This is a genomic window from Campylobacter showae (assembly GCF_900699785.1).
GTDB classification, from domain to species: domain Bacteria; phylum Campylobacterota; class Campylobacteria; order Campylobacterales; family Campylobacteraceae; genus Campylobacter_A; species Campylobacter_A showae_D.
Window position 1 is genome coordinate 648,382 of record NZ_LR535679.1, and the last position, 26,112, is coordinate 674,493.

27 protein-coding genes are annotated in these 26,112 nt (G+C 47.6%); 11 read left to right on the forward strand and 16 right to left on the reverse strand.

Features of this window, described 5'->3' with window-relative positions; translation table 11 throughout:
- Positions 1 to 87: 87 nt before the first annotated feature.
- Together E4V70_RS03250 and E4V70_RS03255 are read right to left on the reverse strand one after the other, a co-directional pair.
- Positions 88 to 810 (reverse strand): purine nucleoside phosphorylase YfiH/LACC1 family protein, encoded by a 723-nt coding sequence (locus tag E4V70_RS03250; RefSeq protein WP_122861890.1) that lies wholly within the window; start codon positions 808 to 810, stop codon positions 88 to 90.
- A gap of 25 nt (positions 811 to 835) precedes the next feature.
- Complete coding sequence (locus tag E4V70_RS03255; RefSeq protein WP_122861889.1) at positions 836 to 1,468, reverse strand: riboflavin synthase; 633 nt, start codon at positions 1,466 to 1,468, stop codon at positions 836 to 838.
- Positions 1,469 to 1,677: 209 nt separating this feature from the next.
- Here E4V70_RS03255 and E4V70_RS03260 point away from each other — a divergent pair, with 209 nt between their 5' ends.
- The gene (locus E4V70_RS03260) at positions 1,678 to 2,316 is read left to right on the forward strand and encodes a Crp/Fnr family transcriptional regulator (RefSeq protein ID WP_122861888.1); all 639 of its coding nucleotides are present in this window, start codon (positions 1,678 to 1,680) and stop codon (positions 2,314 to 2,316) included.
- A 226-nt stretch (positions 2,317 to 2,542) separates the two neighbouring features.
- Here the strand turns inward: E4V70_RS03260 and E4V70_RS03265 are convergent, their stop codons facing one another.
- From E4V70_RS03265 to E4V70_RS03315, 11 genes are all read right to left on the reverse strand, one after another.
- Positions 2,543 to 3,400, reverse strand: coding sequence for a formate/nitrite transporter family protein (locus E4V70_RS03265; protein WP_122861887.1), 858 nt, complete (start codon positions 3,398 to 3,400; stop codon positions 2,543 to 2,545).
- Positions 3,401 to 3,409: 9 nt separating this feature from the next.
- Entirely contained in the window at positions 3,410 to 3,853 is a 444-nt protein-coding gene (locus tag E4V70_RS03270; RefSeq protein WP_122861886.1) for a hydrogenase 3 maturation endopeptidase HyCI, read from the reverse strand.
- Positions 3,854 to 3,917: 64 nt separating this feature from the next.
- The gene (locus E4V70_RS03275; RefSeq protein ID WP_122861885.1) at positions 3,918 to 4,262 is read right to left on the reverse strand and encodes a formate hydrogenlyase maturation HycH family protein; all 345 of its coding nucleotides are present in this window, start codon (positions 4,260 to 4,262) and stop codon (positions 3,918 to 3,920) included.
- Positions 4,259 to 5,089 carry an NADH-quinone oxidoreductase subunit B family protein gene (locus E4V70_RS03280; protein WP_122861884.1) on the reverse strand — a complete coding sequence of 277 codons (831 nt, stop codon included), beginning with the start codon at positions 5,087 to 5,089 and terminating at the stop codon, positions 4,259 to 4,261. The genes E4V70_RS03275 and E4V70_RS03280 overlap by 4 nt, the downstream gene beginning before the upstream one ends.
- The gene (locus E4V70_RS03285) at positions 5,086 to 5,625 is read right to left on the reverse strand and encodes a formate hydrogenlyase complex iron-sulfur subunit (RefSeq protein WP_009492720.1); all 540 of its coding nucleotides are present in this window, start codon (positions 5,623 to 5,625) and stop codon (positions 5,086 to 5,088) included. The genes E4V70_RS03280 and E4V70_RS03285 overlap by 4 nt, the downstream gene beginning before the upstream one ends.
- Positions 5,622 to 7,358 (reverse strand): hydrogenase large subunit, encoded by a 1,737-nt coding sequence (locus E4V70_RS03290; RefSeq protein ID WP_122861883.1) that lies wholly within the window; start codon positions 7,356 to 7,358, stop codon positions 5,622 to 5,624. The genes E4V70_RS03285 and E4V70_RS03290 overlap by 4 nt, the downstream gene beginning before the upstream one ends.
- A 2-nt stretch (positions 7,359 to 7,360) precedes the next feature.
- Positions 7,361 to 8,836 (reverse strand): hydrogenase 4 subunit F, encoded by a 1,476-nt coding sequence (locus tag E4V70_RS03295; protein WP_122861882.1) that lies wholly within the window; start codon positions 8,834 to 8,836, stop codon positions 7,361 to 7,363.
- A 2-nt stretch (positions 8,837 to 8,838) separates the two neighbouring features.
- Positions 8,839 to 9,483, reverse strand: a complete 645-nt coding sequence (hyfE, locus tag E4V70_RS03300; RefSeq protein ID WP_172603262.1) for a hydrogenase 4 membrane subunit — start codon at positions 9,481 to 9,483, stop codon at positions 8,839 to 8,841.
- A gap of 13 nt (positions 9,484 to 9,496) precedes the next feature.
- Positions 9,497 to 10,426, reverse strand: a complete 930-nt coding sequence (locus E4V70_RS03305; protein WP_122861881.1) for a respiratory chain complex I subunit 1 family protein — start codon at positions 10,424 to 10,426, stop codon at positions 9,497 to 9,499.
- A 10-nt stretch (positions 10,427 to 10,436) separates the two neighbouring features.
- Positions 10,437 to 12,404: a proton-conducting transporter transmembrane domain-containing protein gene (locus E4V70_RS03310; RefSeq protein ID WP_122861880.1), complete on the reverse strand. Its 1,968-nt coding sequence runs from the start codon at positions 12,402 to 12,404 to the stop codon at positions 10,437 to 10,439.
- The gene (locus E4V70_RS03315) at positions 12,398 to 13,144 is read right to left on the reverse strand and encodes a 4Fe-4S dicluster domain-containing protein (protein WP_122861879.1); all 747 of its coding nucleotides are present in this window, start codon (positions 13,142 to 13,144) and stop codon (positions 12,398 to 12,400) included. Before E4V70_RS03315 ends, E4V70_RS03310 begins: the two co-directional genes overlap by 7 nt.
- 353 nt (positions 13,145 to 13,497) lie before the next feature.
- Here E4V70_RS03315 and E4V70_RS03320 point away from each other — a divergent pair, with 353 nt between their 5' ends.
- Together E4V70_RS03320 and E4V70_RS03325 are read left to right on the forward strand one after the other, a co-directional pair.
- Positions 13,498 to 13,917 carry a hypothetical protein gene (locus E4V70_RS03320; RefSeq protein ID WP_232037808.1) on the forward strand — a complete coding sequence of 140 codons (420 nt, stop codon included), beginning with the start codon at positions 13,498 to 13,500 and terminating at the stop codon, positions 13,915 to 13,917.
- A 113-nt stretch (positions 13,918 to 14,030) separates the two neighbouring features.
- Positions 14,031 to 14,828 carry a hypothetical protein gene (locus E4V70_RS03325; protein WP_122861878.1) on the forward strand — a complete coding sequence of 266 codons (798 nt, stop codon included), beginning with the start codon at positions 14,031 to 14,033 and terminating at the stop codon, positions 14,826 to 14,828.
- A gap of 647 nt (positions 14,829 to 15,475) precedes the next feature.
- Here E4V70_RS03325 and E4V70_RS03330 read toward each other — a convergent pair.
- Positions 15,476 to 15,730, reverse strand: a complete 255-nt coding sequence (locus tag E4V70_RS03330; RefSeq protein ID WP_134482477.1) for a tetratricopeptide repeat protein — start codon at positions 15,728 to 15,730, stop codon at positions 15,476 to 15,478.
- Positions 15,703 to 15,840, reverse strand: coding sequence for a hypothetical protein (locus E4V70_RS10685; protein ID WP_172603245.1), 138 nt, complete (start codon positions 15,838 to 15,840; stop codon positions 15,703 to 15,705). Before E4V70_RS10685 ends, E4V70_RS03330 begins: the two co-directional genes overlap by 28 nt.
- Before the next feature lie 171 nt (positions 15,841 to 16,011).
- Here E4V70_RS10685 and mnmG point away from each other — a divergent pair, with 171 nt between their 5' ends.
- On the forward strand, positions 16,012 to 17,877 hold the full coding sequence (gene mnmG / locus E4V70_RS03335; RefSeq protein WP_122861877.1) for a tRNA uridine-5-carboxymethylaminomethyl(34) synthesis enzyme MnmG: 1,866 nt from the start codon (positions 16,012 to 16,014) through the stop codon (positions 17,875 to 17,877).
- Between the two features lie 97 nt (positions 17,878 to 17,974).
- Here mnmG and E4V70_RS03340 read toward each other — a convergent pair whose 3' ends face one another.
- On the reverse strand, positions 17,975 to 18,355 hold the full coding sequence (locus E4V70_RS03340) for a VOC family protein (RefSeq protein WP_122861876.1): 381 nt from the start codon (positions 18,353 to 18,355) through the stop codon (positions 17,975 to 17,977).
- A 329-nt stretch (positions 18,356 to 18,684) separates the two neighbouring features.
- On the opposite strand from E4V70_RS03340, the gene E4V70_RS03345 reads away from it, so the two are divergent.
- From E4V70_RS03345 to E4V70_RS03375, 7 genes are all read left to right on the forward strand, one after another.
- The gene (locus E4V70_RS03345) at positions 18,685 to 19,188 is read left to right on the forward strand and encodes a Rieske 2Fe-2S domain-containing protein (RefSeq protein ID WP_122861875.1); all 504 of its coding nucleotides are present in this window, start codon (positions 18,685 to 18,687) and stop codon (positions 19,186 to 19,188) included.
- 10 nt (positions 19,189 to 19,198) lie between these two features.
- Positions 19,199 to 20,461 carry a cytochrome b gene (locus tag E4V70_RS03350; protein ID WP_122861874.1) on the forward strand — a complete coding sequence of 421 codons (1,263 nt, stop codon included), beginning with the start codon at positions 19,199 to 19,201 and terminating at the stop codon, positions 20,459 to 20,461.
- Positions 20,458 to 21,486, forward strand: a complete 1,029-nt coding sequence (locus E4V70_RS03355; RefSeq protein WP_122861873.1) for a c-type cytochrome — start codon at positions 20,458 to 20,460, stop codon at positions 21,484 to 21,486. Before E4V70_RS03350 ends, E4V70_RS03355 begins: the two co-directional genes overlap by 4 nt.
- Positions 21,487 to 21,953: 467 nt before the next feature.
- Positions 21,954 to 23,423 (forward strand): hypothetical protein, encoded by a 1,470-nt coding sequence (locus tag E4V70_RS03360; protein ID WP_122861872.1) that lies wholly within the window; start codon positions 21,954 to 21,956, stop codon positions 23,421 to 23,423.
- 83 nt (positions 23,424 to 23,506) lie between these two features.
- Complete coding sequence (locus E4V70_RS03365; RefSeq protein ID WP_122861871.1) at positions 23,507 to 24,997, forward strand: hypothetical protein; 1,491 nt, start codon at positions 23,507 to 23,509, stop codon at positions 24,995 to 24,997.
- 431 nt (positions 24,998 to 25,428) lie between these two features.
- Positions 25,429 to 25,791 (forward strand): BadF/BadG/BcrA/BcrD ATPase family protein, encoded by a 363-nt coding sequence (locus tag E4V70_RS03370; protein WP_197730458.1) that lies wholly within the window; start codon positions 25,429 to 25,431, stop codon positions 25,789 to 25,791.
- On the forward strand, positions 25,791 to 26,027 hold the full coding sequence (locus E4V70_RS03375; protein ID WP_232037809.1) for a 2-hydroxyacyl-CoA dehydratase family protein: 237 nt from the start codon (positions 25,791 to 25,793) through the stop codon (positions 26,025 to 26,027). Before E4V70_RS03370 ends, E4V70_RS03375 begins: the two co-directional genes overlap by 1 nt.
- Positions 26,028 to 26,112: the final 85 nt, after the last annotated feature.

Below are 26,112 nucleotides of genomic sequence, written 5' to 3' on the forward strand. Positions count from 1 at the left end.
TAGCCCTTTTTGATAAACATAAATGAAATTTTAACTAAACTTGCCGAGCCTCACTCTCGTCGGCGCCCAAATTTAGAGCCCGTACGGCTATTTTGGCAAGATTTTATTCATCGCAAAACCGCAAAATCGCCCCGTGACGCCATCTCTGCGATATGAAAACAACTCTTGCATTTCAAACGTACAGCGCGGATCAAACTCCGCTCGCCCTACGCCAAGCGCGGCAAATTCGTCCCGCAAGGCCGTCTCCATGTCAAATTTGCCATCTTTTTTATAGCGGTTAAACTCGCCAAGATCAAGCTCTCCCACCTCGTAGTTTCGCGCCTTGATATTTGCGCCGACGAATACGCGCAGATCGCTCGCCTCGCAGCCAAACTCGCTTTTCATCAGACTGAGTGCATTCGTGCAAATTTTACCCGTTACGCCCGCTCTGCCCGCATGCACGACGGCAACCACGCCCCGCCTCTCGTCCGCGATCAAAACGGGCGAACAGTCGGCGACCAAAATGCAAAGCGTAACGCCTCTAAGCGCCGTTATCACGCCGTCGCAAGACGGCAGCTCATCCCCTAAATCTCGCAAAATTTCCACGCGATTTGAGTGAATTTGACGCATAAATTTTAGATTGCGAGACGTAATACCAAGCGCAGCGGCTAAAATTTCGCGATTTTTAGCTACGTTTGCGGGCAGGTCGCCGACGTGATCACCCAAATTTAGCCCCTCGTACGCGCCTTCGCTCACGCCGCCAAACCGCGTCGTAAAGCCAAGCTTCAAGCGCTCGCTTTCAAAAACTACGTCTAAAATTTCCCGCTTCATTTTCGCTAAATTTAACCCATCAGGCCTAATAAAGACTCGCGATATGCTGCGACTCGTCCCAGCTGATCTCGCTTTTTCCGTCATTTTTGGCACCGCGGCCAAACTCCAGCTGCCTAGCTACGTAGCGCGCGAGCAGGTCGCTCTCCACGTTTACGCGGCGTCCCGGCTCAAACTCACCAAACAAGCTCTCGCGAAACGTGATCGGGATGATCGTGAGGCGCACGCCTGCGGGCAAAACTTCGTTGATCGTGAGGCTCACGCCCTCGACCGCGATGCTGCCTTTGTTCGCCATCAAAGGCATGACGCCAGAGGGCAAATTTATATAAAAATCGACCCCGTTTTCGCGCCGCTCGATACGCGCGACCTCGCCGATAGCGTCTACGTGGCCTTGTAGTAGGTGCCCGTCCACGCGGTCAGCTAACCGCATCGCTGGCTCAATATGCACGCGTCCGCGCAGATTTTCCGTCGCGATGTGCGCTCTAGTCTCGGCGCTAAGCTCCACGCTAAAGCCGTCTGCGTGCAGCTGCGTCACGCTAAGACAAGCGCCGTTTACCGCGACGCTATCGCCTAAATTTGGGCGGTATGCGGCTTTTAGTCGCAGAGTATTTTGCGAATAGCTCGCAACCTGCGCGATCTCCCTAATCAGTCCGTTAAACATTTTTCGTCCTTAAATTTTGAGCTATTTTATAAAATTTAGCCTCAGAACGGGCTAAATTTGCCGCCCAAATTTTACAGCTCGCTTTTTACCGCGGCGCAAATATGCAAAACCAGCAGAGTAATCACCCAAAGCTTGATCAAAATTTAATACACTTTAAAAATATTTAAGATAAAATAATCGCCAAATAATAATCATAAGAAACGATAAACTTGAAAAAATCACGACTAGGCCTACTCGAGACCGATATTTTAGACGTTTTGGATCAAAACGAGCTTGCTAAATTTAACCGCGAGTTTCTGGCCAAAGGCGCTACGATCTACGCCGAATCCATCAAAGTCGTGATACTTAAAAGCGGCTCGGGCAAGCTCTCGTTTTTCGAGGACGGCGAGGAGTTTATCGTCTATCATCTACAAAAAGACAACATCTCGATCGTGGACGACGTGTGCGTGCTGGAGATCCTGGAGGACAGCGAGATCTACTCGATCGACGCGAGCGATATGGGCGAGCTGCTAAAAAACGAGAGATTTGCCAAAGCATACGCCGATACGCTCGTAAACATCTCCTTGCTGCAGCGCCAGATCATAAAATCGATACTCTTTGAAAGCGCAAAGGGGCGCATAGCAAACTTTCTCATCGAGCTCGCCGCCGAGCAAAATTTGACGCAAAACGGCTACCACTACGTCTTTTTACCCTTTTCGCTAAAGGTGCTCTCAAGCTTCGTCGGACTCAAACGCCAAAGCGCAAGCACGGCCTTTAACGAACTAATCAAAGACGACATCATCAGACGCATAACGCCGCATGAATTTTTGATAGTGGATTATGAAAAGCTGCAAAGCTATACGAACTAAAATTTAAATTTACATACCAAAAACCGCACGGCAAAAACGCTAAATTTGAGTTTTTAAATTTAATGTAGTTAAATTTGTAAATTTAGTAAGCTATGTAATAAATATTCAAGACAGAATAGGCGTAGTTTAAATAGTTTTTGATTAGGCGTGACGGGAGCATACATGTAGTATGTGACCGAGCGCCTTAATCAAAAACTACTTTTAAAATCCGTTCATTTATGGGGAATTACTTCTTTTTCATGTCGAATTTATTCGCCATAAATCCAACCAGTCCCACAAAGAAAAGACCGCCGCAGATATTGCCTAGCGTAACCGGAACTAGGTTTTTACCTATGAAGTTACCCCAATTTAGCACATCTAGCTTATCGGCCGTAGTGTGGAGCAACGCTGCTGCTGCATTGACGTCGCCGCCGCTTGCTGCTATATAGTGAGCTTTAGAGATGATAGCTTCGGTGATGATGAACATATTTGCCACGCAGTGCTCCATAGAGCATGCGACAAACGCGCCGATCATCCACATGATCGCAAAGAATTTACCCGCAAGGTTGCTCTCGCTGGTCGCAGTCCAAATAGACATACAGACAAACACGTTACAAAAGATACCGCGGATAAACAGCTCGTGAAACGGCGCCGTAATCTTGCCGATACCGGCCGGTACGAAGTGCTGCAAGATATAGCCGTCGTATTTTAGCGGTAAGCCCGAGTAATAATACATATAAGCAATTAGCGCGCCGCCGACGAAGTTAAAAACCCAAACGATCGCCCAGTAGTTAATGGTTTTGCCTAAATTTAGCTTGCCTTCATACGCGCTAACGCCGCTTAAAACCGAGCTCGTAAATAAATGTCCGCCGTAGAAAACGACCATCATGAGACCGCAGCTAAAGGTGATGCCGCCGATGAAATTTGCTAGTCCTATAGACTGCTTTTCAGCCATGCCCACGGTCGAGTGCGCCCAAAAAATATCGCCCATCGCGATCGCCGCGCCCGCCATGATAGCTAGAAAAATAATGCTTACTAACGGAGTATGCGCCTTGTGCTCCATCGAATTTGACACCGCTTGCGCGGTTTCTGCAGGATTTAACATCTTCTCCTCCTAATTTAAATTTTTATCTATCTCCAAGATACGTTCAAAGGCTTTTTGCGCGCTTTTTTTCGCATTTTCGCTTAAGCCCTCTTTAAAATCAAGCACGTTTTCAAGCAAAACGCTAATGCCCAAAAACAGCGTTTTGGGGCAAATTTTACGCAGGTAGCTTAAAAGTACGGGCGTGGGTAGGTTGTGCGTCGAGTAGATATAGTCGCGCTCGTTGCTTAGATCAAAAAACTCGATCGCGCCGTCTTTAAACCCGCTCATCGCGTCTACCACGACGATGATGTCAGGCGCAAATTCTCTAAGCGCGCCAAACTCGTTTTCAGGCACGTCCTGTCCGTAAAATACCCGCCAATCTTTCAAATTTGCCTTGACGATCCGCCCTGTTTCGTTGCCTACGTCGTCGTCGCCGCGCATGGGATTGCCGATGCAAAGAAGCGCCTTTTTCATCCCAAAAGCCCTCCGCGCGCTAAATTTAATCCGTAAGCGTTTGCCGAATTTGAGCTAATTTTCATCAAAAGTCCTTCCTAAGCACCAGATATCCCTCGCGCAGATTTTCAAGCTCTTTTTTTAGCTCGCATTCGCAAAGCTCGGGGATGAGCTTAACCGCATGCTCCCTAAATATCTCCACTTCAAAATACTTGCTTAAATTTCCCAGCTTAAATTTGACGTATTCGCCGCCGCTAGCTACGATACGCTCAAACTCCTCGTCGGGTATTTCGAGCGATTTTTCGCTAAAGTCCACCGTCCCCACGCCGTGTCCGACGCAGACGGAAAATAGCTTGATATCTTTTAGCTCTTTTGGCATCTTTTCGTTTTCGTCCATGTGGCGGCGGGCGAGTTTATAGACTCTTATCATCGTTTATCCCAAATTTCTTTTTTAACGTCGATGGCGTTTTGCGTATCGCGTTTTGCTTTGGCGTATTTTAGATAGACGTCGTTGTAAAGCAGCCCCATACACTCGGCGTATCTAGGGTCTTCTTCTTTATGGATAGCCTCTAGCATTGCTTTTTTAGTGGCCGCTACGTCGTGGATATCGGGCGATGTTTTAGCTGCGTCCATATACTTAGCAAACAGCGTCCTGCCGAATATATAGCTCATTAGCCTCTTTGACTCGGCTTCCAAATCTCGCTCGAAAAGGATATTGCCCATGATAGACTCCGCAACGGCCGGAGCTTTGCAGTCGTCTTGTTCGAAGCTTCTTTTTTGTAGCTTTTGATCTATGATGCCAAGAGCCATACCAAGGCCGTATATGACGCTAGCCGGATGCGGAGGACAGCCCGGGATATAGACGTCTACGGGGATAATCTTATCTATACCGCCCCAAACGCTATAAGCGTCGTAAAAGATACCGCCCGTGCTACCGCATGCGCCAAACGCTACCACGATCTTTGGATCTGGAGCCGCTTCGTAAGCGCGAAGTAGCGGATAGTACATCTGGCGCGTAACCGGGCCGCTGCAGACTAGGATATCTGCGTGGCGAGGGTTGGCTACGAGCTTAAAGCCGAAGCGCTCAGGGTCCCACATCGGCGTGATGGCGGCGAAGATCTCGATCTCGCAGCCGTTGCAACTTCCGCAGTCGATGCGGTAAACGCTAAAGCTTCGTTTGATATTTTTTAAATGCTCTAGCTTTGCGGTTAGGTCGTTTGCCGTTTTTATGTTTTCGGGAACTTGATAAAGGCTCATTTTATCCCCTCCTCTACGTCTTTAGTTAAGCGCTCGACAGATTGCGCTTTTTTGCACTCAGGGCAGATATAGAGATAGTTTTTAGCTTCCTCTAGCCTACCCGGGAGTAAATTTGCCGTACTAAGCTTTGAAAAAGTATAGTTGATGAGACGAACCGGCGTATACGGCTTGCCGCAGCATTTGCACTTTTGCATTTCTAGCTCGCCGCGTTGGATTAGCGCGCTTTTGTCAAATTTAACCGCAAGCTCGAAACCCTGGCTTAGGCGCACGCCGCCAGTCGGGCAAACCTCGTCGCAGCGTCCGCAAAATATACAACGTCCGCAATCAAACTGCCACACGAGCTTATCTTGCTTTTCGTTCATCTTTAGCTCTATGGCGTTGCTAGGGCACGCTACGCCGCACGCCGCGCAACCTACGCAAAGCTCGTAGGTATAAAACGGCTGCCCGCGGAAATTGTCGGGCACTTTGTAGGGCTCAAACGGATAGGCGTAGGTCGCCTTTCCGTATTTTTCGGTTATGTCAAATAACTTCATCATCTTAAATCCTTTTTGCTAATCTTGCCGGTTTGGCAAAATCTCTTAAGGTCTTTTTCGGTTAAAATTTTACTCTTTTTAGTATTTACGTCTACGACCGTAACGCGCTCGGTGCATGAATAGCACGGGTCGAGCGAGCAGACGATTAGCGCCGCGTCCGATATATTATTTCCGCGGAACTGATAGCGGAGGCTCGGCCAGTTGTTATACGTAGCCGCGCGGCATCTCCAGCGGAAAACCTTCTGCGCGCTGCCTTGCATGATCCAGTGGACGTTTTCTCCACGAGGAGCTTCGTCGTATCCGAGCGCGAAATTTTCAGGCTTGATCATCGTCACAGGATCTATCATGATCGGCGTTTGAGGCATTAGCTCAAAGCACTGTCTGATGATATGGATAGACTGTTTTAGTTCCTTGTATCTCACGACTTCGCGACTAAATACGTCTCCGCCGTGCTCGACCGCGACTTCAAATTCGATATGCTTAAAGAAGTCGTAAGGGTGGTCGTAACGGTTGTCGCGCTTAAAGCCGGAACCGCGCATATTTGGACCGACCGGGCTAAAGTCGCGAGCTACTTGTTTATCAAGCACGCCTACGCCTTTCCAGCGTCCTAGTTGGCGTTTATCCTCCATCACGGCGTCCCAAATTTCAGTAATCTGAACGTCGAGTTTGTTTATGATAGCAATACCCTGCCTAATTTCGTTGTCGGTCATATCTCGGCGAAGTCCGCCCATGATGACGTTACCGTAGGTTTTGCGGCCGCCGGTTACGAGTTGGGCTAGCTCCATGGAGTACTCGCGCACCCTAAAAATATGCATGAAGGCGTTATAGTTACCCGTTACCTCGCAAGCTAGACCGATATTTAAAAGATGGCTGTGAAGGCGCTCGATCTCAAGGCAAATCACGCGGATAGCTTGCGCTCTTAACGGGATTTCAAGCTTTATAGCCCTTTCCGCCGCTTCTATACACGCAATCGCGTGAGCGTAACCGCAAATTCCGCAGACGCGCTCTGCAAGGTAACCCATCTGATCGTAGTTCATACGGTTTTCGGCCAGCTTTTCCATACCGCGGTGCTGATAAAATAGGCGGTAGTCTGCATCTATAATCTCGTCGCCGTCGCAAAATAGCCTAAAGTGTCCAGGCTCGTCAGATGTGACGTGTAAAGGTCCAAGCGGTACGTCCACTACGCTATCGCCGCTAGGAAATAAAAACTCGGCGTCAGGCTCGTCTTGATGAGCGACGGGGTCTGGTCTATAGCGGTAGTCCATCGCGTCTTTTCTAAGCGGATGAAGACCGTCTGGCCAATCGTCCGCTAAAACTAGGCGGCGTTTATCAGGCAAGCCTTCGGCGACTAAGCCGAACATATCAAAAGCCTCCCTCTCGTACCACACGCAAGCAGGAACTAGCGGAGTAACGGACGGAAACGTCGGATCGACGCCGGGGATCAGCGTTTTAACGGTGATAAAGCACTTATCCTCTGCGGCGAAATCATCCGCCTCGGTCATCTTGCTGCCTTCCATAGATATCGCGTAGTAAAGCGCAAAACAGCCGTTTATCGTTCTCTCGTCGTTTGGTATCATCGTGCTCAAAAAGCCGCCGATATCATAGTAAAGGGTCTTAACCGCAAGCGGAAGGTCGTTTCTATCAACTAGAACCGTGATTTGGTCGTCGGCTTGGCGGGTTACTTCTAAAACCTTTACCTTCGTTTTTAAAATTTCTACAAATTTATCGCCTCTCATCTTCAAACTCCCATCATTATTTTGACGCCCTCATTGACTAGAGCGTAAAAGTTTTCTACGTGCCAAACGCCAAATATTATGATTAGCGCGCAAAGCAGGATAAGCGGTAAATTTTCTACTATGCTCATCTCTTTATTGTGAACGACCGCGGCTTTAGGCTCGCCGAAACTCGCCATGTTAAAGTGCGAGAAGTCCGCGATAAAGATGATCGCAAGAGCTATCGCAAATAGCGCGGTGCTAAAATATTGACCGCTGTTTATAGCGCCGACGAATACGTTATATTCGCTGACGAATATTGCAAACGCAGGAACGCCTACTAGCGAACAAACCGCTGCGCCGAACATCATCGTAGTTATCGGAGCTATCTTGACCATGCCGCCCATTTTAGTCATATCTTTGTGGCCGTAAATTCTAGCGATGTTGCCGGTTGAGCAAAACGCAAGAGCTTTTGTAAAGCTGTGAGCTAAGCAGTGGAAAATCGCCGCAAATAGCCCCAAAGGTCCGCCCACTCCCAATGCAAAGGCGATAACGCCCATATGCACGATAGAGTGGTAGGCAAACATCCTTTTTACGTCGTGTTGTCTAACGAGGAATATACCTCCGACGAATAGAGTAATAAGGCCTGAGATTATCATCACGCTTTGAACGAACTCCATGCCCGTAGCTTGAGCCGCGATAGCGTAATATCTAAAAAGAGCTAGCATCGCGCACTTTAGCAAAACGCCTGAAAGCAGAGCCGAAATCGGCGCAGGGCCTTGGGCGTGAACGTCCGGAAGCCAAGTATGCGTAGGAGCAAGGCCGGCTTTCGTACCAAAACCGATAAGTGCAAAGACGAATATTAGCTTTGCGACGTCAGGGCTCAAATTTTTAGCGTTTGCCATTATGCCGGTCCATAGCATCGCAGTTTCGCCGTCTTTTATCTCCGCAAAGGTCGCAGAGTAAAGAAGCACGGTCGCATAAAGCGCGAACGCTAGGCCGATAGAGCAAAGGACTATGTATTTATAGCCGCTCTCGGTTGATTTTTGATCTTTTAGGATCGCGACTAGGAACACCGATGAAAGCGTAGTAGCCTCGATCGCAGCCCACATAAACGCGACGTTGTTACAGACGACGCTTAAAGTCATCGTAAAGATAAATACGTGGCTAAGCGCGTAGTATTTTTTGAGCGCGTCTAAATTTATATGGCCCTCTTCGAGCTCCCATTTCATATAGTGAGTCGCGTACAAATTTACCAAAAATCCCGTAACCGCGATAAGCACTAAAAACACGCAGCCAAGGCTGTCTAAAAACAAAAATTTATCATGCGCGTAAAAAGTACCGCCCATTAAAACCTTGCTTACGTTAAATAGCAACGCCAAAGACGTAACGGCGCTAACTGCTACGTGAAGCAAACTCAAAGTCGCGTAATTTTTCGGAGAGAAAAATAGCAGTATCGCTCCAAGAAGCGGTAAAATTAATATCAAAGTTAAACTATCCATCTCTATCCCCTTAAATTCGTAGCCTTAGACGTATCAAGGCTGCCGTATGCTTTATAAAATCTAATCGCAAGAACGCTCATGATGATAACGGCGAAAATCGCGTCCGTTAAGATACCAAGCTCGACAAGCTCGTTTGAGTTGTAAGCCATGAGCGCTAGGCTTAGATGTATGCCGTTTTCAAAAAGGCAGTAGGCTAAAATTTGCTTGATAAAAGAGTTTCTAAGCATAAAGCCAAAAACTCCCATCATAAACACGCAAACCGCCGCTAGTAGCATTATTTTTTCTTGGATTAGCGAAAATTGAAGAAATATCGGGTTGATACTCATCGCTAAAGCTAGAGAAAATCCCATCGCTATAACAGGGCTTACGAAAAAGCCGCCCACCGGCTCATCCTCGCTAACGACGTTAAGCTTTTTAATCAACCAAAGCAAGATCGCCGGTACGAATAAAACCTTCGTAAAAAACGCCACTACCGCCCACATGGATAGCTGCGACGCGTTAAATTTAGACGCCAACATAGAAAATATACCGACTAAAAGTAGCGTCTCTATCGCATAAACGATGACGGATAGCTTTAGGTTACGTAACCCAAATACCGCCAAAGACGTTACTATCATGCCGATAGCTAATGCGTCTAACATAGTCATATCTGCATTCATCTCACACCCCCACGACGTAAAGCGTCAAAGCCACGAAAGATATGGCTAGAGCGGCTACCGCGTTTTTACGCAAGGACGAAGTCATTCTAAACCTCGGTCCGAAGTTGTCTATAAACACGGCCGCTACGTAAAACACTCCCGCCTTTAAAACGAAAATTATAACGGCTAGGAAAGGATTGCTAAAATTCCACGGCTCGAAAATCGCGAGGAAAAGTCCGATCATCGCAAATTGTTTTAAGATAAGCGAAGCTTGAACTAGGCCTAAATCAGAGCCCGCGTATTCGCCTAGCAAGCCTTCTTGCAACTCTTGCTCGGCTTCTGCTAGGTCAAAAGGCTTTCTGCCCGTTTCAACGTATATGCACCACAAAAACGCTATCGAAGCGACCGCAAAGCTTGGGATCTGATATCCGATCTGGCCGCTTTTTACCATTGATTGGATTTCTACTAAATTTGACGTTCCGGCTGCAAGCATAACGACGATTAGGCACATTATCATCACGGGCTCTACGTAGACGGCTAGCATCTGCTCTCTACCGCCGCCCGTTGCCGCAAACGGGTTGCCGCTATCCATAGAAGCAGCGCCGAAAACAAAGCGAAGTAGCGCGCCTAGGTAAAGAATCACGAATATATCGGAATATGCTCCAAAAATCGTGCTTTTACTATAAGTAATAGGAATAGCCGCTAGTATCGCCGCCGAAGTAGCAAACAAGAAAAACGGAGCCTGCCTAAATACCCAGTGAGAGCATGCGGGCACGGTTCTACCGCGTCTAAATAGCTTTATGATGTCGCGATACGTCTGGAAGAAATCGCTGCCTTGTTTTGATTGCAGTTTGGCTCTTAGTTTCCTAGCCATACCGTCAAACAAGGGCGCAACCAAGACGATGACGACTACTTGAAATATCATCAAAAGTATAGTCTGTAAAATTTCCATCTCACGCCCCCTATATCAAAAAGTAGCTAACCGCTAGTATCGCGCAAAGATATATTAGGATATATAGCGCGTAAACGTTGGTGTAGCCGCTTTGCATTATGCCTATTTTATCGGCGACCTTTTCGGTAAATTTAATTACCGGCTCGTAAAATAGCCCCCACCAGATATCTTTTGGATGGTTGTGATACTCGACCGGGTTAAAATAGCCTTTAGTCACGACTTTTCTCTCGCCTTTAAACAGCCAGTTCATTATGCGTCTTAGATCGCCCGTGAAAGGGCCGCCCGTCATTTGCATGCGAGAGCTGTATTTAAATCCGCAAGCCCAAGGATCGGTCTCGCGAGGTTTCTCGCGGTTTGCTTTCATCACGGCTAAAATCGCAAAAGGCAAAACCATAGTAGAACACAAAATAATGGCTATAAGCGGAGTTGAAACCACACTGCCTAAATTTGAGGTTAAATTTATACCGTGGCTAGCTACGTAACCGCCTGCGCCGCCTATGGAATTTACGGCCGTTTGGATGTAACCGACGACTACGTTAGCTCCGATACCAAAGCCTATACAGCCGATCATTAGCACTATCATGCCAAGCACCATAAATATCGGGCTTTCTTTGGCGTTTTCCCAAATTTTCTGATCTCTTGGAGTTCCCGCAAAGATTACGGCATAAAGCTTAAGGTGCATGCCGACTAACACGCCCGTAAGCGCTAGCGCGACGACTGAAAGCGTAAATGCGTATCTAGTAAAGATGCCATGCTCTAGCGCGCCTTGAAGCATACCTTGATAGGTAAACCACTCTGATACGAAGCCGTTAACGGGAGGAAGCGCCGCGATACCCATGATACCGATAAACATACCAACGGAAGTCCAAGGCATCTTTTTAGCTAGGCCGCCTAGCACGTCCATATCGCGAGTGTGCGTAGCGTGCAAAACCGAACCCGCGCAAAGAAACAATAGTCCTTTAAATATCGCGTGGTTAACCACGTGATAGCATCCGGCTAAAAATCCGATTGCGGCAAGAGTCGTATTTCCCGCAGCTAGTCCGTACAAACCTGTACCAAGACCGAGCAAGATAATGCCGATGTTTTCAACAGAGTGATAGGCAAGAAGCGCCTTGTAGTCGTGCTGACAAAGAGCGTAAAGAACGCCAAAAAGCGAGCTAGCCGCGCCCAAAATCAAAACGGTCAAGCCAAAGTAAATGCTTAAAGGCAAGAAAAGCGTAAATTTAACTAGAGTAAATAGTGCAACCTTTATCATTACGCCGCTCATTAAAGCAGAGACGTTTGAAGGAGCGGCCGGGTGAGCCATCGGTAGCCATACGTGAAACGGCCACATACCCGCCTTGCTGCCAAAACCGACCAAAAACAGTATAAACACCACGACGCTAGCCGCAGTCGGCATATTTAGGTGGGCAAATTTGCTAAACTCGGCGCTGCCGGCGTAGTGAGCCATTATTAGCAGTCCGCAAGTGATGCAAAACGCGCCGACTTGAGCGATGCCAAGATACACCATTACCGCTTTTAGCGTGCCTTTGCCGTCGTTTACGAGGATGAGGAAAGACGAGATAAGCGTCATAAGCTCCCACAAAACGACGAAGCAAAATACGTTATTTGCGCTGATGACTAGAAGCATCGAAAGGATGAAAAGGTTAAACAAACAGGCAAAAACGCCTACGCTTGCTTTTTTTATGTATTCCTCCGCATAGCTCATACCGTAGACGCTGCTGGCAAAGCCGATAAAGACGACTACGAAGCTAAAGAAATTTCCAAGCGGAGTTAGCTCAAATTTAGGCGCGTATAAAAAATCGCCGCCAAGAGCGAAGCCCTGTATCGTCCCCATATGCGCCACAAAGTAGCAAAGCGCGTAAAAGCAGCTGATCGCGCTTAATCCAAAGCCGATTTTTACGGCTGATTTTTGAGCGCCGTAGAGCAGGATGCTAACGGCGGCGCTAACTAAGAAAAGCAGATACACGCCTACCATCTCGCACCCCCTTTTGCGCCGCTATTTTCGTCGTTCATAGCGCGCGAATTTGACGCCGCTTGCTCTCTTGCCTGCTCGCTAGGAGTTTTGTCAAGCTCCTTGATGACGATGACGTCGCCCTCCGCATCTACGTCCTGAGCGCCGATATCGGCTAAAACATGAGGCTCTTTTAAATTTCCACTTCCGCGTAAAATTTTATCGACGAAAGCCTGAGCTGCCTCTTGTTCGATCTTGTTGCCAAGCTTGTGATGGCTGTGCAAAGGATCGACCATTATGATAGCGCTGGTCGGACAAACCTCGACGCACGCAGGGCCGTTTTCGCGTCCAAAGCACATATCGCACTTTATCGCGGTGTTTTTCGCGCCCGCCTGGCTCTCGATTTCGAGGTAGTACTTAGGCTCTACCGCGTAATTAACCGACGGCATGAGCTCGGCACTTGAGCTTATCGCGCCGTAAGGGCAAGCGATAGTGCAGAGTTTGCAGCCTATACAAATCTCTTCGTGAAGCTCGATGCAGTTATCGTCAAACCTGAGTGCCCCGGTAGGACATACGTTCGCGCAAGGACCGTCATCGCACTGGCGACACTGCGTCGGCATGACGCCTTTTGCTTGACGTAGCACTGTTAGTCTAGCTTTTGAAAGCTTACCGCGCTCGTAAGCGCTACGAAAACAGGCCGCCATGCAAGTAGCGCAACCGATACAACGTTTGTAATCGGCGATCACAAATTTATGTTGTTTCATAAATTCTCCTTTCTACTTGTTTTACGATTCTTGATTTCTCTTAAATCTTGAGCTAATTGTATTACTTTTAGAAATTTATTTCCGTCATTTAGCTGACGAATTTTATATTTTTTATATTAATTTTTATGAATTATTTATTTTTAAGCTTATCTTTAAATTTGCGGTAAAGTAGGCACTTTATTAAACTTATGCAAATATAAAAATATTACGCATAGGCTATCTAATGCACTAAAAAGAGTGTTTTAGTCCTATAATACCTCAGAAAGCTTAAGGCAAAATTTAATCTCATCGTTTCAAATTTGACGGAATACTTTTTGCTAAAACTCGCCGTTAGTAATATAAAAAGGATAAAAATGCAGATCAAAAACGGCGCCTCAAACGAGATTTTAAAGACCTTAGCAAACCGAGTCGCCCAGGGTCAAAAAGGCGATAAATTTTTAGGAGGCTCTACGCTTGCGGCGGCAAATTTGACGGATTTTGCAAATATGGTAGATAAATTTAACGAAAAAGCAAGTTCAAGCAGTGCGACGGATAAATTTGACGCGGATAAATTTCACGGCGGCGAGGCGGGCTCGTTTTTACTAAATTTAGCCCGCGACGAAAACGAAGCGCAAATCTACTCCAAACTAGAACGCGAAGCCAAAGAAGCCGCGAAAATGTTTAAGAAATTTGATTTTATGCAGATGATGACGAAGCTAGAGATGGGCAGCCTAAAAGACGGCGAGCGAGCGGAAATTTTTGCTAAGATGAACAAGATCGCGAGGGAGATTTGAGTTTATTTTTATTTCGCGCACGGAGTTAAGTTTGTACATTTGACGCGCTCTCGTAATTGAACTCAAAATTTTGCTAAAATTCGGGTAAATTTAGCGGGTAACGGGAGTAAAATTTGAATACGGCAAACAAACAAACCTCAAATTTAAACGACGATCCTCAAAGCTCAAATTTGGCAAATTTGGACTCGGGCAAATTTGCGAGAGATTACGACAAAGAGCCGATAGTTATCAAAAACTACGAGGAAGCGTATCAGGTTTTATTAGTGATTGTGCCGCTTATAATCGGGCTATATGGCGCACTTATTTTAAATAGCAATTACGACTATGATGACAGTATAGGCGATACTCTTGGCTCATGCGCACTTATGCTTTTATTGATACTATTTTTTGTGTTATTGGAATTTATCGGCTATAAAAAAGAACAACCCATTTTAAAGATAAAAAATAGCAGTATAGAATTTTACGAAAAAGGCAAAAGAGTATTCGTATCAAAACGCGACGACTTAAGGAAGTTTATTTATAAACCATTTTTTTCCGGCAGTAATAGGCCTAGGAGTTGGATATATTTGCTTGCCATAACTCCCCCAGCTTTTTACTTTATTTACATTATGACGTTATCTTCGTATGTTACACATATTGCTCTTTGTATTGCGGTGTTTGGTCTTATCGGAAATTTCTTGACCAAGTTTTTATTCTGCCTTATCTTAGGCGGAAGGAATGCTAAATTTTCATCTTTTTTAGTTATTTGTATAGACGAGCCGCACAATAAACCCGGCAGTTTTTGGGGTGTGCCGCACGGTAATTATTTTACGATCACGATAGTCGATAAAGAGACGTATAGGGAAGTAAAAGGATACTTTTTATCCAAACACGGCGTAAATATCGATGAGATAGATAAAGTTTATTTTTAAAACGCGTGCCGTACGGAAGCTAAATTTTACTTTGCTCCGCGACATCCTTATAGGTCGGCCATACGTAGAGCGGCTAAATTTAATCCAAACAATGCACTCCAAAAGTCGCTCAAATTTAGCTGCAAAATTTATCGCCGTAAAGATCGCCGTTATGCGGGCTAAATTTATGCCCGAGCGCAAAAAAATCAGAGTCGCATAAAGTAAAATTTGAGCCCAAGCTACAAGCCTCACAAGCAAATTTGAACCCAGCAAATTAACCTCTTGTCGCTACTAAATTTAATCAAAAATGCCGCATTTTCTCGTAAATTTGCCGGCCCTACTTAAGCTTTGAATTTAAATCAAAAAACTCGCCGTGTTATTAGTGCCAAAATCGCAAGCAAAGCGGATAAATTTGCGCAAAATAAAGCTCCTTTTCCGCATCTACTCAAATTTATCGCCGCACAAGGCCGACTCCGCCCAAAATCCTCAAAAAAACAAACCTAAAAAGCTCGCGCCGCAAAAGCAGCCGAATTTCACTTCAAATTTTGCTTCTCGTACGCCTTTTTCCAGGCCTTGTTATTGTATTCGATATTTTGCGCGTCAAAGTCGTCTTTGCCGATTTTGCAGGTCTTGGCGTAGTATTTCGCCGCAGTGGCTAGCTCGCCCGCCTACTCGTAGTGCTCGGCTAGATTTACGCAACCGCCGAAGGCCCCGCTATCACAGGCTTTTTGTAAGAAATTTAGCCCCTTTTGCACGTCCTCGGCAATGCCAGCGTGTTCGAGGTACATCACGCCCAAATTTGAGCAGGCAAACTTCCCTGCGCCAGCGCAGACTCGCTCGAAAAGCTCGGCAGCTTTGGCGAAATTTTCGTCCGTACCCTGCCCGCTAGCGTGCATCAGACCAAGGTTTGCGCAGGCCGCCAAAACACCGCCGTCGCAGGCTTTTTGGTTAAATTTAACGCCTTTTCGTAGTCTACCACCTCGCCCTCAAGGCCGTTTTGGTAAATCTTACCCAAATCCGCGCAAGCGCCCATATCGACTTTTTAACAATCAATCTGCGCGTTTTGCGTGATCTTGCTCGCAAACGCCGCACTAAAAAAAGCTAAAATCAAGATAAATTTCCTCATATTTTCTCCTTAAATTTTTGTATATTTTATCTGTTTTTTGATAAAATCGCGAATTTTAAGGACAAGGAAAATTTGAATATGAACTATGATATTATCGTCGTCGGAGGCGGTCACGCGGGCATCGAAGCCAGCCTCGCCGCCGCAAGAATGGGCAAAAAAACGCTGCTAATCACCATCCTAGCCGAGCAGATCGGCGCAGCCAGCTGCAATCCGGCAATAGGGGGCCTAGCAAAAGGCCACCTCGTAAAAGAGATCGACGCTCTAGGCGGGCAGATGGGGCTAACGACCGATGCAGTGGGCATACAGTTTCGCGTGCTAAACGAGAGCAAGGGGCCTGCCGTGCGAGGCAGCCGCGCTCAGATAGATATGGACCGCTACCGCGTCTATATGCGAAATTTACTGCTAAATACGCCAAATCTTGAAATCAGCCAAGAGATCGCGACGCAAATTTTAAGCCAAAACGGCGAAATCACGGGAGTAAAAACCCACCTAGGCAACGAGTACAAAACCAGCAAACTCATCATCACGACGGGCACGTTTTTAAACGGGCTAATTCACGTCGGATTTAACAAACTGGAAGCCGGCCGCGTGGGCGAGCTAAGCGCTAAAAATCTAAGCGATAGCCTGCGCGGTCTTGGCCTAGAAGTCGGTCGGCTAAAGACCGGCACTTGCCCGCGAGTGGACGCCAAAAGCATCGACTTTAGCGCGCTGGAAATCCAAGGCGGCGACGAGGATCCAAGCCCCTTTAGCTTCCGCACGAGAGACTTCGCGCCTACGCAGCTGCCGTGCTACATCGCCTACACCAACGTTACCACCCACGACATCATACGCTCAAATTTCGACAAAGCGCCGCTATTTACGGGCCAGATAGAGGGCGTGGGTCCGCGCTACTGCCCGAGCATCGAGGATAAGATAAATAGATTCGGCGACCGCGACAGACATCATCTTTTCGTCGAGCCGCAGACGCTAGAGGCCACGGAGTACTATATCAACGGCTTTTCTACGAGCTTGCCGTATGAAGTGCAGGTTGCGATGCTGCGCTCGGTCAGAGGCTTTGAAAACGCTCGCATCGTGCGCCACGGCTACGCGATCGAGTACGACTACGTCCAGCCTACCGAGCTAAAGCACACGTTAGAGACCAAAAAAGCGCGCGGACTATATCTCGCGGGCCAAATCAACGGCACCACGGGCTACGAGGAAGCGGGTGCGCAGGGGCTAATGGCGGGCATAAACGCAGCGCTTGCGCTTGATGGCAAAGAGCCGTTCGTCCTGCGCCGCGACGAGGCCTACATCGGCGTTCTCATCGACGATCTAGTGACTAAAGGCACGAAGGAGCCCTACCGCATGTTTACATCCCGCGCCGAGTACAGGCTGCTACTGCGCGAGGATAATGCCGTGCTGCGCCTAGGCGGATACGGCCGCGAGCTTGGCTTGCTAGACGAAGCGACGTTTGAGAAAATCGAAGCCATAAGGTCAAATTTGACTCGCGGACTAGAGCTGCTAAACGGCACCGAGATCACGCCGACGAAGCGAAATTTAGAGCTTTTAGCTAGCCTTGACGAGGAGATAATCAGCCAAAATTTGACCCTGCAAAAAATCGTTGCCAGAAAGAGCTTCACGGGCGAAAAGCTACGCAAACTAGATCCATTTTTCGAGGCGCTTGACGAGGCGAGCTTGGAACAAATTTTAACCGAAGCCAAATACCAACACTACATCGCCGAGCAAAAAAAGCAGATCGACCGTATGAAAGATATGATGAGCGTGAAAATCCCAGAAAGCTTTAGTTTCCGTGGTATCAGCGGGCTTAGCAACGAAGTGGTCGAAAAGCTCGAGAGATTCGCCCCGCCAACGCTCTTTGCGGCTAGCGAAATCAGCGGCGTGACGCCTGCTGCGATAGATATCTTGCACATCTATATAAAGATGAACGCGAGGGAGTCGCAGTAAGCCGCGATAAAATGCTATTTAACAAGGATGAGCGTTAAATTTGAGGTTAAATTTAACGCTCCGCCTTTTTGGCGTTAAATTTCTAAACCCGTCAAATTTAATCGTATCTGCTAATCTCTATCAAATTCCCATCCGGGTCGCGCACGTAGATTGAGCTTATAGCTCCAAGCGCTCCGGTTTGCGGCACTACCCTCTGCTCTACGGCGATACCCGAAGCCTCCAGCTCCTCTAAAACCGACTCAAGCGGCGTATCGGTAAGCAAGCAGATATCTGCCGTTCCCACGTTTGCGTTTCGCGCGTTTGGCAAAATATCCTCGCCTTTTACGTGCAAATTTATCTTTTGCGAGCCAAAGGCCAGAGCTTTGCGTCCGTTTGCGAAATCAACCTCGCGCATACCCAGCGCGCGCACGTAAAAATCAAGCGTCCGTTGCAAATCGGCGACGGTTAAAACGATATGATCGATCGAAACGATACGCACAAATTCTCCTTTTAATCAAATTTAACCAAACATTGCCCGTCAAAAACGGCAAATTTGACGGCGTAAATTTAAGGACGCTCGGCGTAAATTTTACGGTGCAGGCAAATCAAAACCGAATTTAAATTTAGCTGACTTACAAACCGTTAAATTTAATCACCCAAGCCAAATTTGGATTCAAATTTTAGCTCCGAAAGCCTTAAAAATACGACATAGTAAATGATTATTTAAAAATAATTTAAATATTTATACTATTTACAAGAAAAATAAAAGTTTAATTTTCATAAGAGTATAATCTCGATTATTCTTCAAAAACCGTTGAAAGGAAAGTAATGTCCGTAAAACAAGAAAGACGAGATTTTATCGGTCTAGCGTTTGGCGCGGTAGCCGCAGTCGGCGGCGCAGCGACTCTCGTAGCCGTTAAAAAGACCTGGGACCCGCTTCCTAGCGTAAAGGCGGCCGGATTTACGACTGTAGATCTTAGCCCGATGAAAGAGGGCGAGATGCGCCAAATCGAGTGGCGTAAAAAGCCGATATTCGTTCTAAAAAAGGATGCTTCGATGGCGCCTAACGACAAGCGCGATATCGTAGTAGAGGGCGCTAGATATATGGTCGCGATCGGGCTTTGTACGCATCTTGGCTGTATTCCCGAGTGGAAACCGGGCAAGCAACTTTTCGTTTGCGCCTGTCACGGAGGCGAATTTAACGCAGACGGCGTAAATACCTTCGGCCCTCCTCCGCGCCCGCTAGACATACCGCCGTTTAAGATAGACGGCACGAAACTCGTTTTGGGAGAGACCAGCCCCGAATACGAAAAACTAACGGCTCAAGCGTAAGGAGGGGAAGATGCACATCAGAAAATCAACGGGCGTTTTAGACTGGCTGGATCAAAGGATCGCCCTAAACAAGCTAATGAAAGTCCTCGTCAGCGAATACTGGATACCGAAAAATATAAATTTCCTCTGGGCGATGGGCGTTATACTCACGACGCTTTTTGCTTTGCTTATTTTTACTGGATTTATGCTAGTTATGTACTACAAGCCGGACATAAATTTAGCCTTTGACAGCGTAAATTTGACTATAATGAAAGAGGTCGAGTACGGCTGGCTATGGCGCCATATCCACGCGGTTGCGGCTTCAGTCGTATTTCTCATAATCTACATCCACACCTTTACGGCGATCTACTACGGCTCTTATAAAAAAGGCCGCGAGATGATTTGGGTCAGCGGCATGTTGCTTTTCATTTTGTTCTCTGCCGAGGCGTTTAGCGGATATATGCTACCTTGGGGGCAGATGAGCTACTGGGCGGCGATGGTTATTACGAATTTATTCGGCGGCATCCCGGTTATCGGCGACGCGGTAGTCGAGTGGATCAGAGGCGACTACGCCGTTAGCGATCCGACTTTGACGAGATTTTTTATGCTTCACGTCTGCTTGCTACCGATCGTGCTTATAGCAGTCGTCGCGATACACTTTTATACGCTTCGCGTTCCGCACGTAAATAACGAAACGGGCGAGGAGATAGACTTTGAAGTAGAAGCCGAAAAATACCTAAGCGGCGATACGAAAAATGCGAAAGTTATTCCGTTTTGGCCGGGATTTTTGGCAAAAGACTTTATGTACATCGGCTTTTTTATGATTTTCTTTTTCTATTTAGTCTGTTTCCATTTCAACTTTGCGATGGATCCGATAAATTTCGAGCCGGGCAACGCTCTAAAAACCCCTCCGCACATCTATCCTGAATGGTATTTCTTATGGCAGTATGAGATTTTACGCGGATTTTTCTTTGATATTTTCGGATTTAAAGCCTACAATATCGGCCTTATCGCATTTGCGATCGCAGGCGTAGCTCTATTTTTCATGCCGCTTTACGACAGAAGCGACGTCGTGGCTCCGGCTCACGAGAGAAAGGGCTTTTTCGTATGGTTTTGGCTATTGATCGTCGATATGATTATCCTCACGATTTTTGGCAAATTGCCTGCCGACGGCGTAACGCTTGGTATTTCAAACTCATGGATAGGATTTTACTCGACCATTACGTTTTTCGTTCTGCTTTTTGTCGTTTTACCTATCATAACGACTCTTGAGAAAAAAGGAGCGGTAAAATGAGAGAGTTAAAAATTTTCATAATCGTAGTTATTTTAACCGGCGTAACATACTGGGGTATCGAGCCTTACGCGCACAACGTCATGCATCCGCACGTCGGCGCGGCCGATTACGACTTTGGCGCCGAGGATATAAATCAAGCCAAATCCGTAGTAGAAGCTAGACAAAAAGCCCTCGATGCGGCAAAAGCTCTAAATGACGAGAAAAAAGTCGCCGGAGCACAAAAAGATCTCGAAGAGGCACAAAAATCTCTCGAAGACTACACCGCGTTTTGGAACGATATAAAGGCTATAAATTTAGCCAAAGGCGACGCGACTAAAGGCGCAGAAACCTTTGCAAATGCTGGCTGCGCAGGCTGTCACGGAGTCGAGGCTGCGGGTATGCCGACAGCTATGAGCGCTGCTGAACTTAGCGAAGCGTACGGCGTAGTGCCGCCCGATCTTAGCAACGCGGGAGCGATATACGACGAGCATTTCTTGGCAGCCCTTATCAAAGATCCGACCAAGGCGTTAAAACTAACGCATAAATTTAACGACGAAAAGCCTTATCCGATGCCGGCATTTTTCGGAGCGGGCGGAGAAGATCCAAATGCCGAGATCGCCGATATAGTCGCGTATCTAAAGTCCATCGCGCCTAAAGAAGTCAGCGACGAGCAGGTGTTTCGCGACGCATGCCAAAGATGCCACGACTTGAAATACGAAAACAAATACGCGCTAAGCAACCGCGTAAATTTGGCCGCCTACATGGGCTCAAACCCTCCTGATTTATCGATGATGATCCGCTCAAAAGGCGATGATTATCTGCATAAATTTATAAACGACACGCAAAAAATGCTACCGGGCACCTCGATGCCTCGCGTAGGTCTAAATAAAGCCAGCGAGGACAAAGTCGTAGCCTATATGGAAAAAGCAGGCGACGCTAAAAAAGCCGAGCGCGAAAGCCTAGGCATAAACGCGATGATCTACTTCTTGATTTTCGGTATATTCGGATGGCTTTGGAAACGCAAAGTCTGGTCTGACCTACACTAGAATTTGAGCCCGACTCCGGGCTCAAATTTCTCTTTAAATTTACTCCTTAATTTCTAAAATTTATCTACCGATTTAGAAGCCGTCGTAAAATTTACTCAGCACTCGCGGTGCCTTGTCTAGGCTCAAATTTGACCGCAAACAAATACTAATTTTACGTGCCTATAGTTTAAATTTGGATACGTTTTGAGCGCAACAGAAACTATAAATATACATTTTACAGCGTTTTTAAGAACGTGTTACCGATCCAGCTTTTTTACGATATGGACGAAGCAATACGGCAAAATCATTTGGATTTTCTTGGCGGCGGTAAGCTAAGCAGCGTGATTTATAGGCACATTTTTAAGTTAGAGCTCAGCTTGCTTTAGTTTTTTCATAATTTTTCTTGATTTAGGTCGTCTTTAAATTTATTTCCCGATGTTAAAATCGGCTATCAATTTTGATTTGCAAATTTCAAAAAAAGGGTAAATATGAACGGTCTCAAATTTACAGCCAAGCTTTTCGGTACGATCGCGGCACTTTGCCTCGGGTTAAATTTAAGCGCTAGCGAGCTGGAGGGCAGGTGGAGCATCGTCTCGGCAAACATAGACGGGCAGGAGGTGCAAACGGCGGGGCAGAAGTGCTTTGAAGATTCGTTTTTCGAGGTTAGCGGCCGCGAGGCAAAGCTAGGCCTTAGCTCCGTAGGCGAGGACGGCGCATGCAAAAGCGGCGCGGCAAGCTACGCCTTTAAAAGCATGGGTGCTGGCAAATACGCGCTGGGCCCTATCGGCGAATTTTGGCTAGAAGAAGGCGCGCTAAAGGTAAAACAGTCCTTAGACGACGGCAAATTTATCGTTTTTTCATTCAAAAAAGACGCGGCCGCAAACAAAGCTATGGCAACCGCAGCCGGCTCAAATTTGAGCGCGGACGAGCTAGAGGGCAGATGGAAGATCGACTCTGTCACGGCACAGGGGCAGACGTTTAAAACGGCGGGCCAAAAGTGCTTTGAGGATTCGTTTTTCCAGATAGCAGGCAGCAAAGCGACTGTTAGCATCGTAGCGGCAAATCCGGACGGCACGTGCAAAACCGGCGCGGGCGAAAGCGGCTACAAAAGCCTTGGCGCGGGCAGGTACGCGCTAGATAACGACGCGGGCGAATTTAGGCTAAAAAACGGCTCGCTCGAATACGAACAAAGCGCGGGCAGCGTCTTGTTTACCTTTAAAAAAAGCCGCGCGGCACACGCTAGCTCAAACCAGGCGCAAGCCAAATCAAACTCAAATTTAGAGCCCCAAAAAGACCCTAGCGTCAAGCATAGCGACGCAAAAGCCACCAAAAAAGGCACGGGCGTGTTTGCGGGCAAGTGGTTCTTCATAAACACCAATACCGACATATCCTTTTATCTGCGCGACGACGGCACTTACGCGAGCCGTTTAGAAAAGCCCGACTGGCGCACGCGCATCGACGGCACGTATAAAAAAGACGGCAAAAAAATCGTACGAACCGCCAACGACGGCGAGCAAAGCACATATAGCTGCGAGAATGCGGACTGCACGTTTTTGTGGAGCGACGGCGGATACCATCTCTTTAACGCTCAAATCTTAAATGAGGTGCCAAAGGGCAGCTACTCATTCACCGCCGTTGGCTCCATGTCCGTTTACAACGCCTCGGGCGACACAGATATCGTGGGCGGCGGCGTGAGCGGGTACTATGACTTCGACGGCAAAGGCCGCTTCAAGGACGGCAGTTGGGCCTACTCCTCCGCCGCCATGAGCAATGTGGGCGGCGGCGGAACAAGATCTAGCAGTAGCGCGGGCTCATATACGCTAGATGCGGGCGAGCTCACGCTCAGATACGACGACGGACGGACGCAGCGACATAGCTTTTTTTACATCCCGCCCACTAGCGAAGGAAAAGCGGGCGGAGCGGTCGTAGACGGCGCGATATATTTTTTGGACGAATAGCAAAACCAGGGCAAATTTGCCGCATTCGGTAAATTTGCGGACGGGTTCGCGCAAACCAAGCCTAAATTTATGAAAGGAAAAACATGGCTAAATTTAAATTTTTTGCAATCCTCGCGGCGCTTTGCCTCGGGTTAAATTTAAGCGCTAGCGAGCTAGAGGGCAGATGGAGCATCGTTTCGGTTACGGCGCAGGGACAGACGTTTAAAACGGCAGGACAAAAGTGCCTCGAAGACTCTTTTATCGAGGCTAGCGGCGATAGCGCGCGCCTAAGCCTAAGCAGCGCGAACGGCAACTCCTGCGAAAAAGCCGAACAAGACTTCGCTCTAAAAAGCCTAGGCGGCGGCAGATACTCGCTTGGCGGCGGCGAGCTACGGCTAAATAACGGCTCGCTCGAATACAAACAAGGCACGGACGGCGGCGAGGTCGTATTTACCTTTAAAAAAGACGAGGTAAATTTAGCCGGCATCGTAAACGGCGCCGTAAATCAAGCAGGCCTCGGCGGGTCAAATTTAAGCGAGATCGAGGGCAGATGGGAGCTAGTCTCGCTAAAGGCGCAGGGGCAGAGCTTTAAAGTCGCGGGACAAAAGTGCTTCGGCGACTCGTTTTTTGAGATCAGCGGCGATGAAGCGACGGTAGGCATCGTGGGCGTAAACCCGGACGGTTCGTGCAACAATAGCGCAGGCAAAAGCGGCTACGAAAGTCTAGGCGGCGGCAAATACGCGCTTAGCGCTAAAGGGCTGGGCGAGTTTTGGCTAAAAGACGGCATGCTCGAATACAAACAAGTCGCGGACGGACAAGAGGTCTTATTCGTCTTTAAAAAAAGCGCAAGTAGCGCGCAAGCAAAAGCAAGCAAATCAAGCTCAAATTCGGCCGAGTCCGCAAAACCCGCAAAGGACTCTAGCGTCAAACACAGTAGCGCCGGAGCAAGCAAAAAAGGCTCGGGGGTATTTGGCGGTACGAAATTTAACATGCTTTTAAACACGAGCGAGGATTATTCTTTTTACCTGCGCGACGACGGCACCTACGCTAGCCGCCTAGAAAAGTCCGACTGGCGCACGCGCATCGACGGCACGTATAAGGTCAAAGACGGCATCCTAACGATAACCAGCAACGACGACTACGACACGAGCTACTACTGCGAGAACGACGACTGCACCTTTTTGTGGAACTCAATCGGCACGGGATATTATATGTTTCAGGCGCAAATCTCAAGCCAAATGCCAAAAGAGTGCTTCTCATTTCGCAAGGCCAGCTCGTCGTCCCTGTACGGCTGGTCGGGCGGCAGCGATACGGTGAGCGTAGGCGTGAGCGGATACTACTGCTTTGACGGCAAAGGGCGCTTTAGCTCGGGCGGATCGTCGTATGCTATGGCAACCTCGGGTACCCCAGGCGGCAGCATAGACGGGGGCAGCTCAAAATCACGCAGCGACGAGGGCTCATACACGCTCGATCAAGGCGAGCTAACGCTCAAATACGACGACGGTACGGTCGTTCGCCACAGCTTTTTCTACGCTCCGCCGCTGAGCAAGGACAATAAAACTATGGCGATCATCGACGGCGAGGTTTATCGGTAGACTGGCTCTTTTTAGCTAGTAGGATTTTAGCGTTTTAGCCCGTTTTTGATCGGGCTAAATTTACATGCTGCGCCAGTCAAATTTGACAGCCTGCTCTCGCCTCTCACGACCATCAAATTTGCTTGCCGCTTACCTCAAAACCTATCTTCAAATTTAACGCCGTACATTAATTTCCGTCGTCAAATTTTACCCTCGCTCGCCCCGTCAAAAATCTCAAATTTAACGCGCAAAATAATATTTTTAACTTTCCCTCGCTTTTTATGCCCGATTTTGGCTATAATTTCAACCAAAGCAGATCGCGGTCGCGATTTACGTTTGCATAAAATTTATCTTCATTACGGTTTTTGCAAATTTACCCAAACCCGAGCTCAAATTTGCACTTGAGTTTAACGAAGTTCCGCGTGCCGGAAAAATTTTCTACGGATCAGAGTATGCATTTTATCGGTACCAACATCGGCGGGGCGTCGTCAAAGCTCGCCGTTATGGACGAGCGCGGCGAATTTTGCGAGCTATTTTTGCTGCCAAGCGGCTTTAGCGCAGTCAAGGTCGCGCGCCAGATCAAGCAAGCTTTAGAGCAAAAAGACTACGCAAAGGGCTTCGTGACGGCTACGGGCTACGGACGCGTTAGCGTAGAGTACGCGCGACTTAGCATGAGCGAAATTTTATGCCACGGGCTTGGGGCACACTTTTTATTTGAGCAAGACTGCACCGTCATCGATGTGGGCGGGCAAGACATGAAGGCGATCTGGTCGCAAATATCGCCGAGCGCTACCTTAAAATTCCATGTTCGGTGATGTATCAAAACGACGCACGCTCGGATATCATCAAGGAATTTATCCACGAGTATCAAGCAGACGGTGTCATCGATGTCGTGCTAAGCGGCTGCCACACCTACGCGATCGAGACGAACAAGATCAAAGAGGCGAGCCGCGAAGCGGGAGCGAACTATATGTCGCTAAAGACCGATTATTCAAAACAGGACGTCGGGCAAATTCGCACGCGCTTGGAAGCGTTTATCGAGCTACTTTAATCGATGCTGTTTGAAATTTTAAAATGAAGAATTTTCTAAATTTAAAAACAAACCAAAGAAAGGAGAGGTTGCATGAAATTTAAGG

Coding starts and splice junctions, on each gene's coding strand:
- E4V70_RS03265 (WP_122861887.1), bottom strand. CDS start 3,400: ATGTTAAATCCTGCAGAAACCGCGCAAGCGGTGTCAAATTCGATGGAG.
- E4V70_RS03255 (WP_122861889.1), bottom strand. CDS start 1,468: ATGTTTAACGGACTGATTAGGGAGATCGCGCAGGTTGCGAGCTATTCG.
- E4V70_RS03280 (WP_122861884.1), bottom strand. CDS start 5,089: ATGAGCCTTTATCAAGTTCCCGAAAACATAAAAACGGCAAACGACCTA.
- E4V70_RS03310 (WP_122861880.1), bottom strand. CDS start 12,404: ATGGTAGGCGTGTATCTGCTTTTCTTAGTTAGCGCCGCCGTTAGCATC.
- E4V70_RS03315 (WP_122861879.1), bottom strand. CDS start 13,144: ATGAAACAACATAAATTTGTGATCGCCGATTACAAACGTTGTATCGGT.
- E4V70_RS03370 (WP_197730458.1), top strand. CDS start 25,429: ATGCATTTTATCGGTACCAACATCGGCGGGGCGTCGTCAAAGCTCGCC.
- E4V70_RS03360 (WP_122861872.1), top strand. CDS start 21,954: ATGAACGGTCTCAAATTTACAGCCAAGCTTTTCGGTACGATCGCGGCA.
- E4V70_RS03270 (WP_122861886.1), bottom strand. CDS start 3,853: ATGAAAAAGGCGCTTCTTTGCATCGGCAATCCCATGCGCGGCGACGAC.
- E4V70_RS03375 (WP_232037809.1), top strand. CDS start 25,791: ATGTATCAAAACGACGCACGCTCGGATATCATCAAGGAATTTATCCAC.
- E4V70_RS03290 (WP_122861883.1), bottom strand. CDS start 7,358: ATGAGAGGCGATAAATTTGTAGAAATTTTAAAAACGAAGGTAAAGGTT.
- E4V70_RS03285 (WP_009492720.1), bottom strand. CDS start 5,625: ATGATGAAGTTATTTGACATAACCGAAAAATACGGAAAGGCGACCTAC.
- E4V70_RS03345 (WP_122861875.1), top strand. CDS start 18,685: ATGTCCGTAAAACAAGAAAGACGAGATTTTATCGGTCTAGCGTTTGGC.
- E4V70_RS03275 (WP_122861885.1), bottom strand. CDS start 4,262: ATGATAAGAGTCTATAAACTCGCCCGCCGCCACATGGACGAAAACGAA.
- E4V70_RS03305 (WP_122861881.1), bottom strand. CDS start 10,426: ATGGAAATTTTACAGACTATACTTTTGATGATATTTCAAGTAGTCGTC.
- E4V70_RS03355 (WP_122861873.1), top strand. CDS start 20,458: ATGAGAGAGTTAAAAATTTTCATAATCGTAGTTATTTTAACCGGCGTA.
- E4V70_RS03250 (WP_122861890.1), bottom strand. CDS start 810: ATGAAGCGGGAAATTTTAGACGTAGTTTTTGAAAGCGAGCGCTTGAAG.
- E4V70_RS03350 (WP_122861874.1), top strand. CDS start 19,199: ATGCACATCAGAAAATCAACGGGCGTTTTAGACTGGCTGGATCAAAGG.
- E4V70_RS10685 (WP_172603245.1), bottom strand. CDS start 15,840: ATGGGCGCTTGCGCGGATTTGGGTAAGATTTACCAAAACGGCCTTGAG.
- E4V70_RS03295 (WP_122861882.1), bottom strand. CDS start 8,836: ATGGATAGTTTAACTTTGATATTAATTTTACCGCTTCTTGGAGCGATA.
- E4V70_RS03365 (WP_122861871.1), top strand. CDS start 23,507: ATGGCTAAATTTAAATTTTTTGCAATCCTCGCGGCGCTTTGCCTCGGG.
- E4V70_RS03320 (WP_232037808.1), top strand. CDS start 13,498: ATGCAGATCAAAAACGGCGCCTCAAACGAGATTTTAAAGACCTTAGCA.
- mnmG (WP_122861877.1), top strand. CDS start 16,012: ATGAACTATGATATTATCGTCGTCGGAGGCGGTCACGCGGGCATCGAA.
- hyfE (WP_172603262.1), bottom strand. CDS start 9,483: ATGACTATGTTAGACGCATTAGCTATCGGCATGATAGTAACGTCTTTG.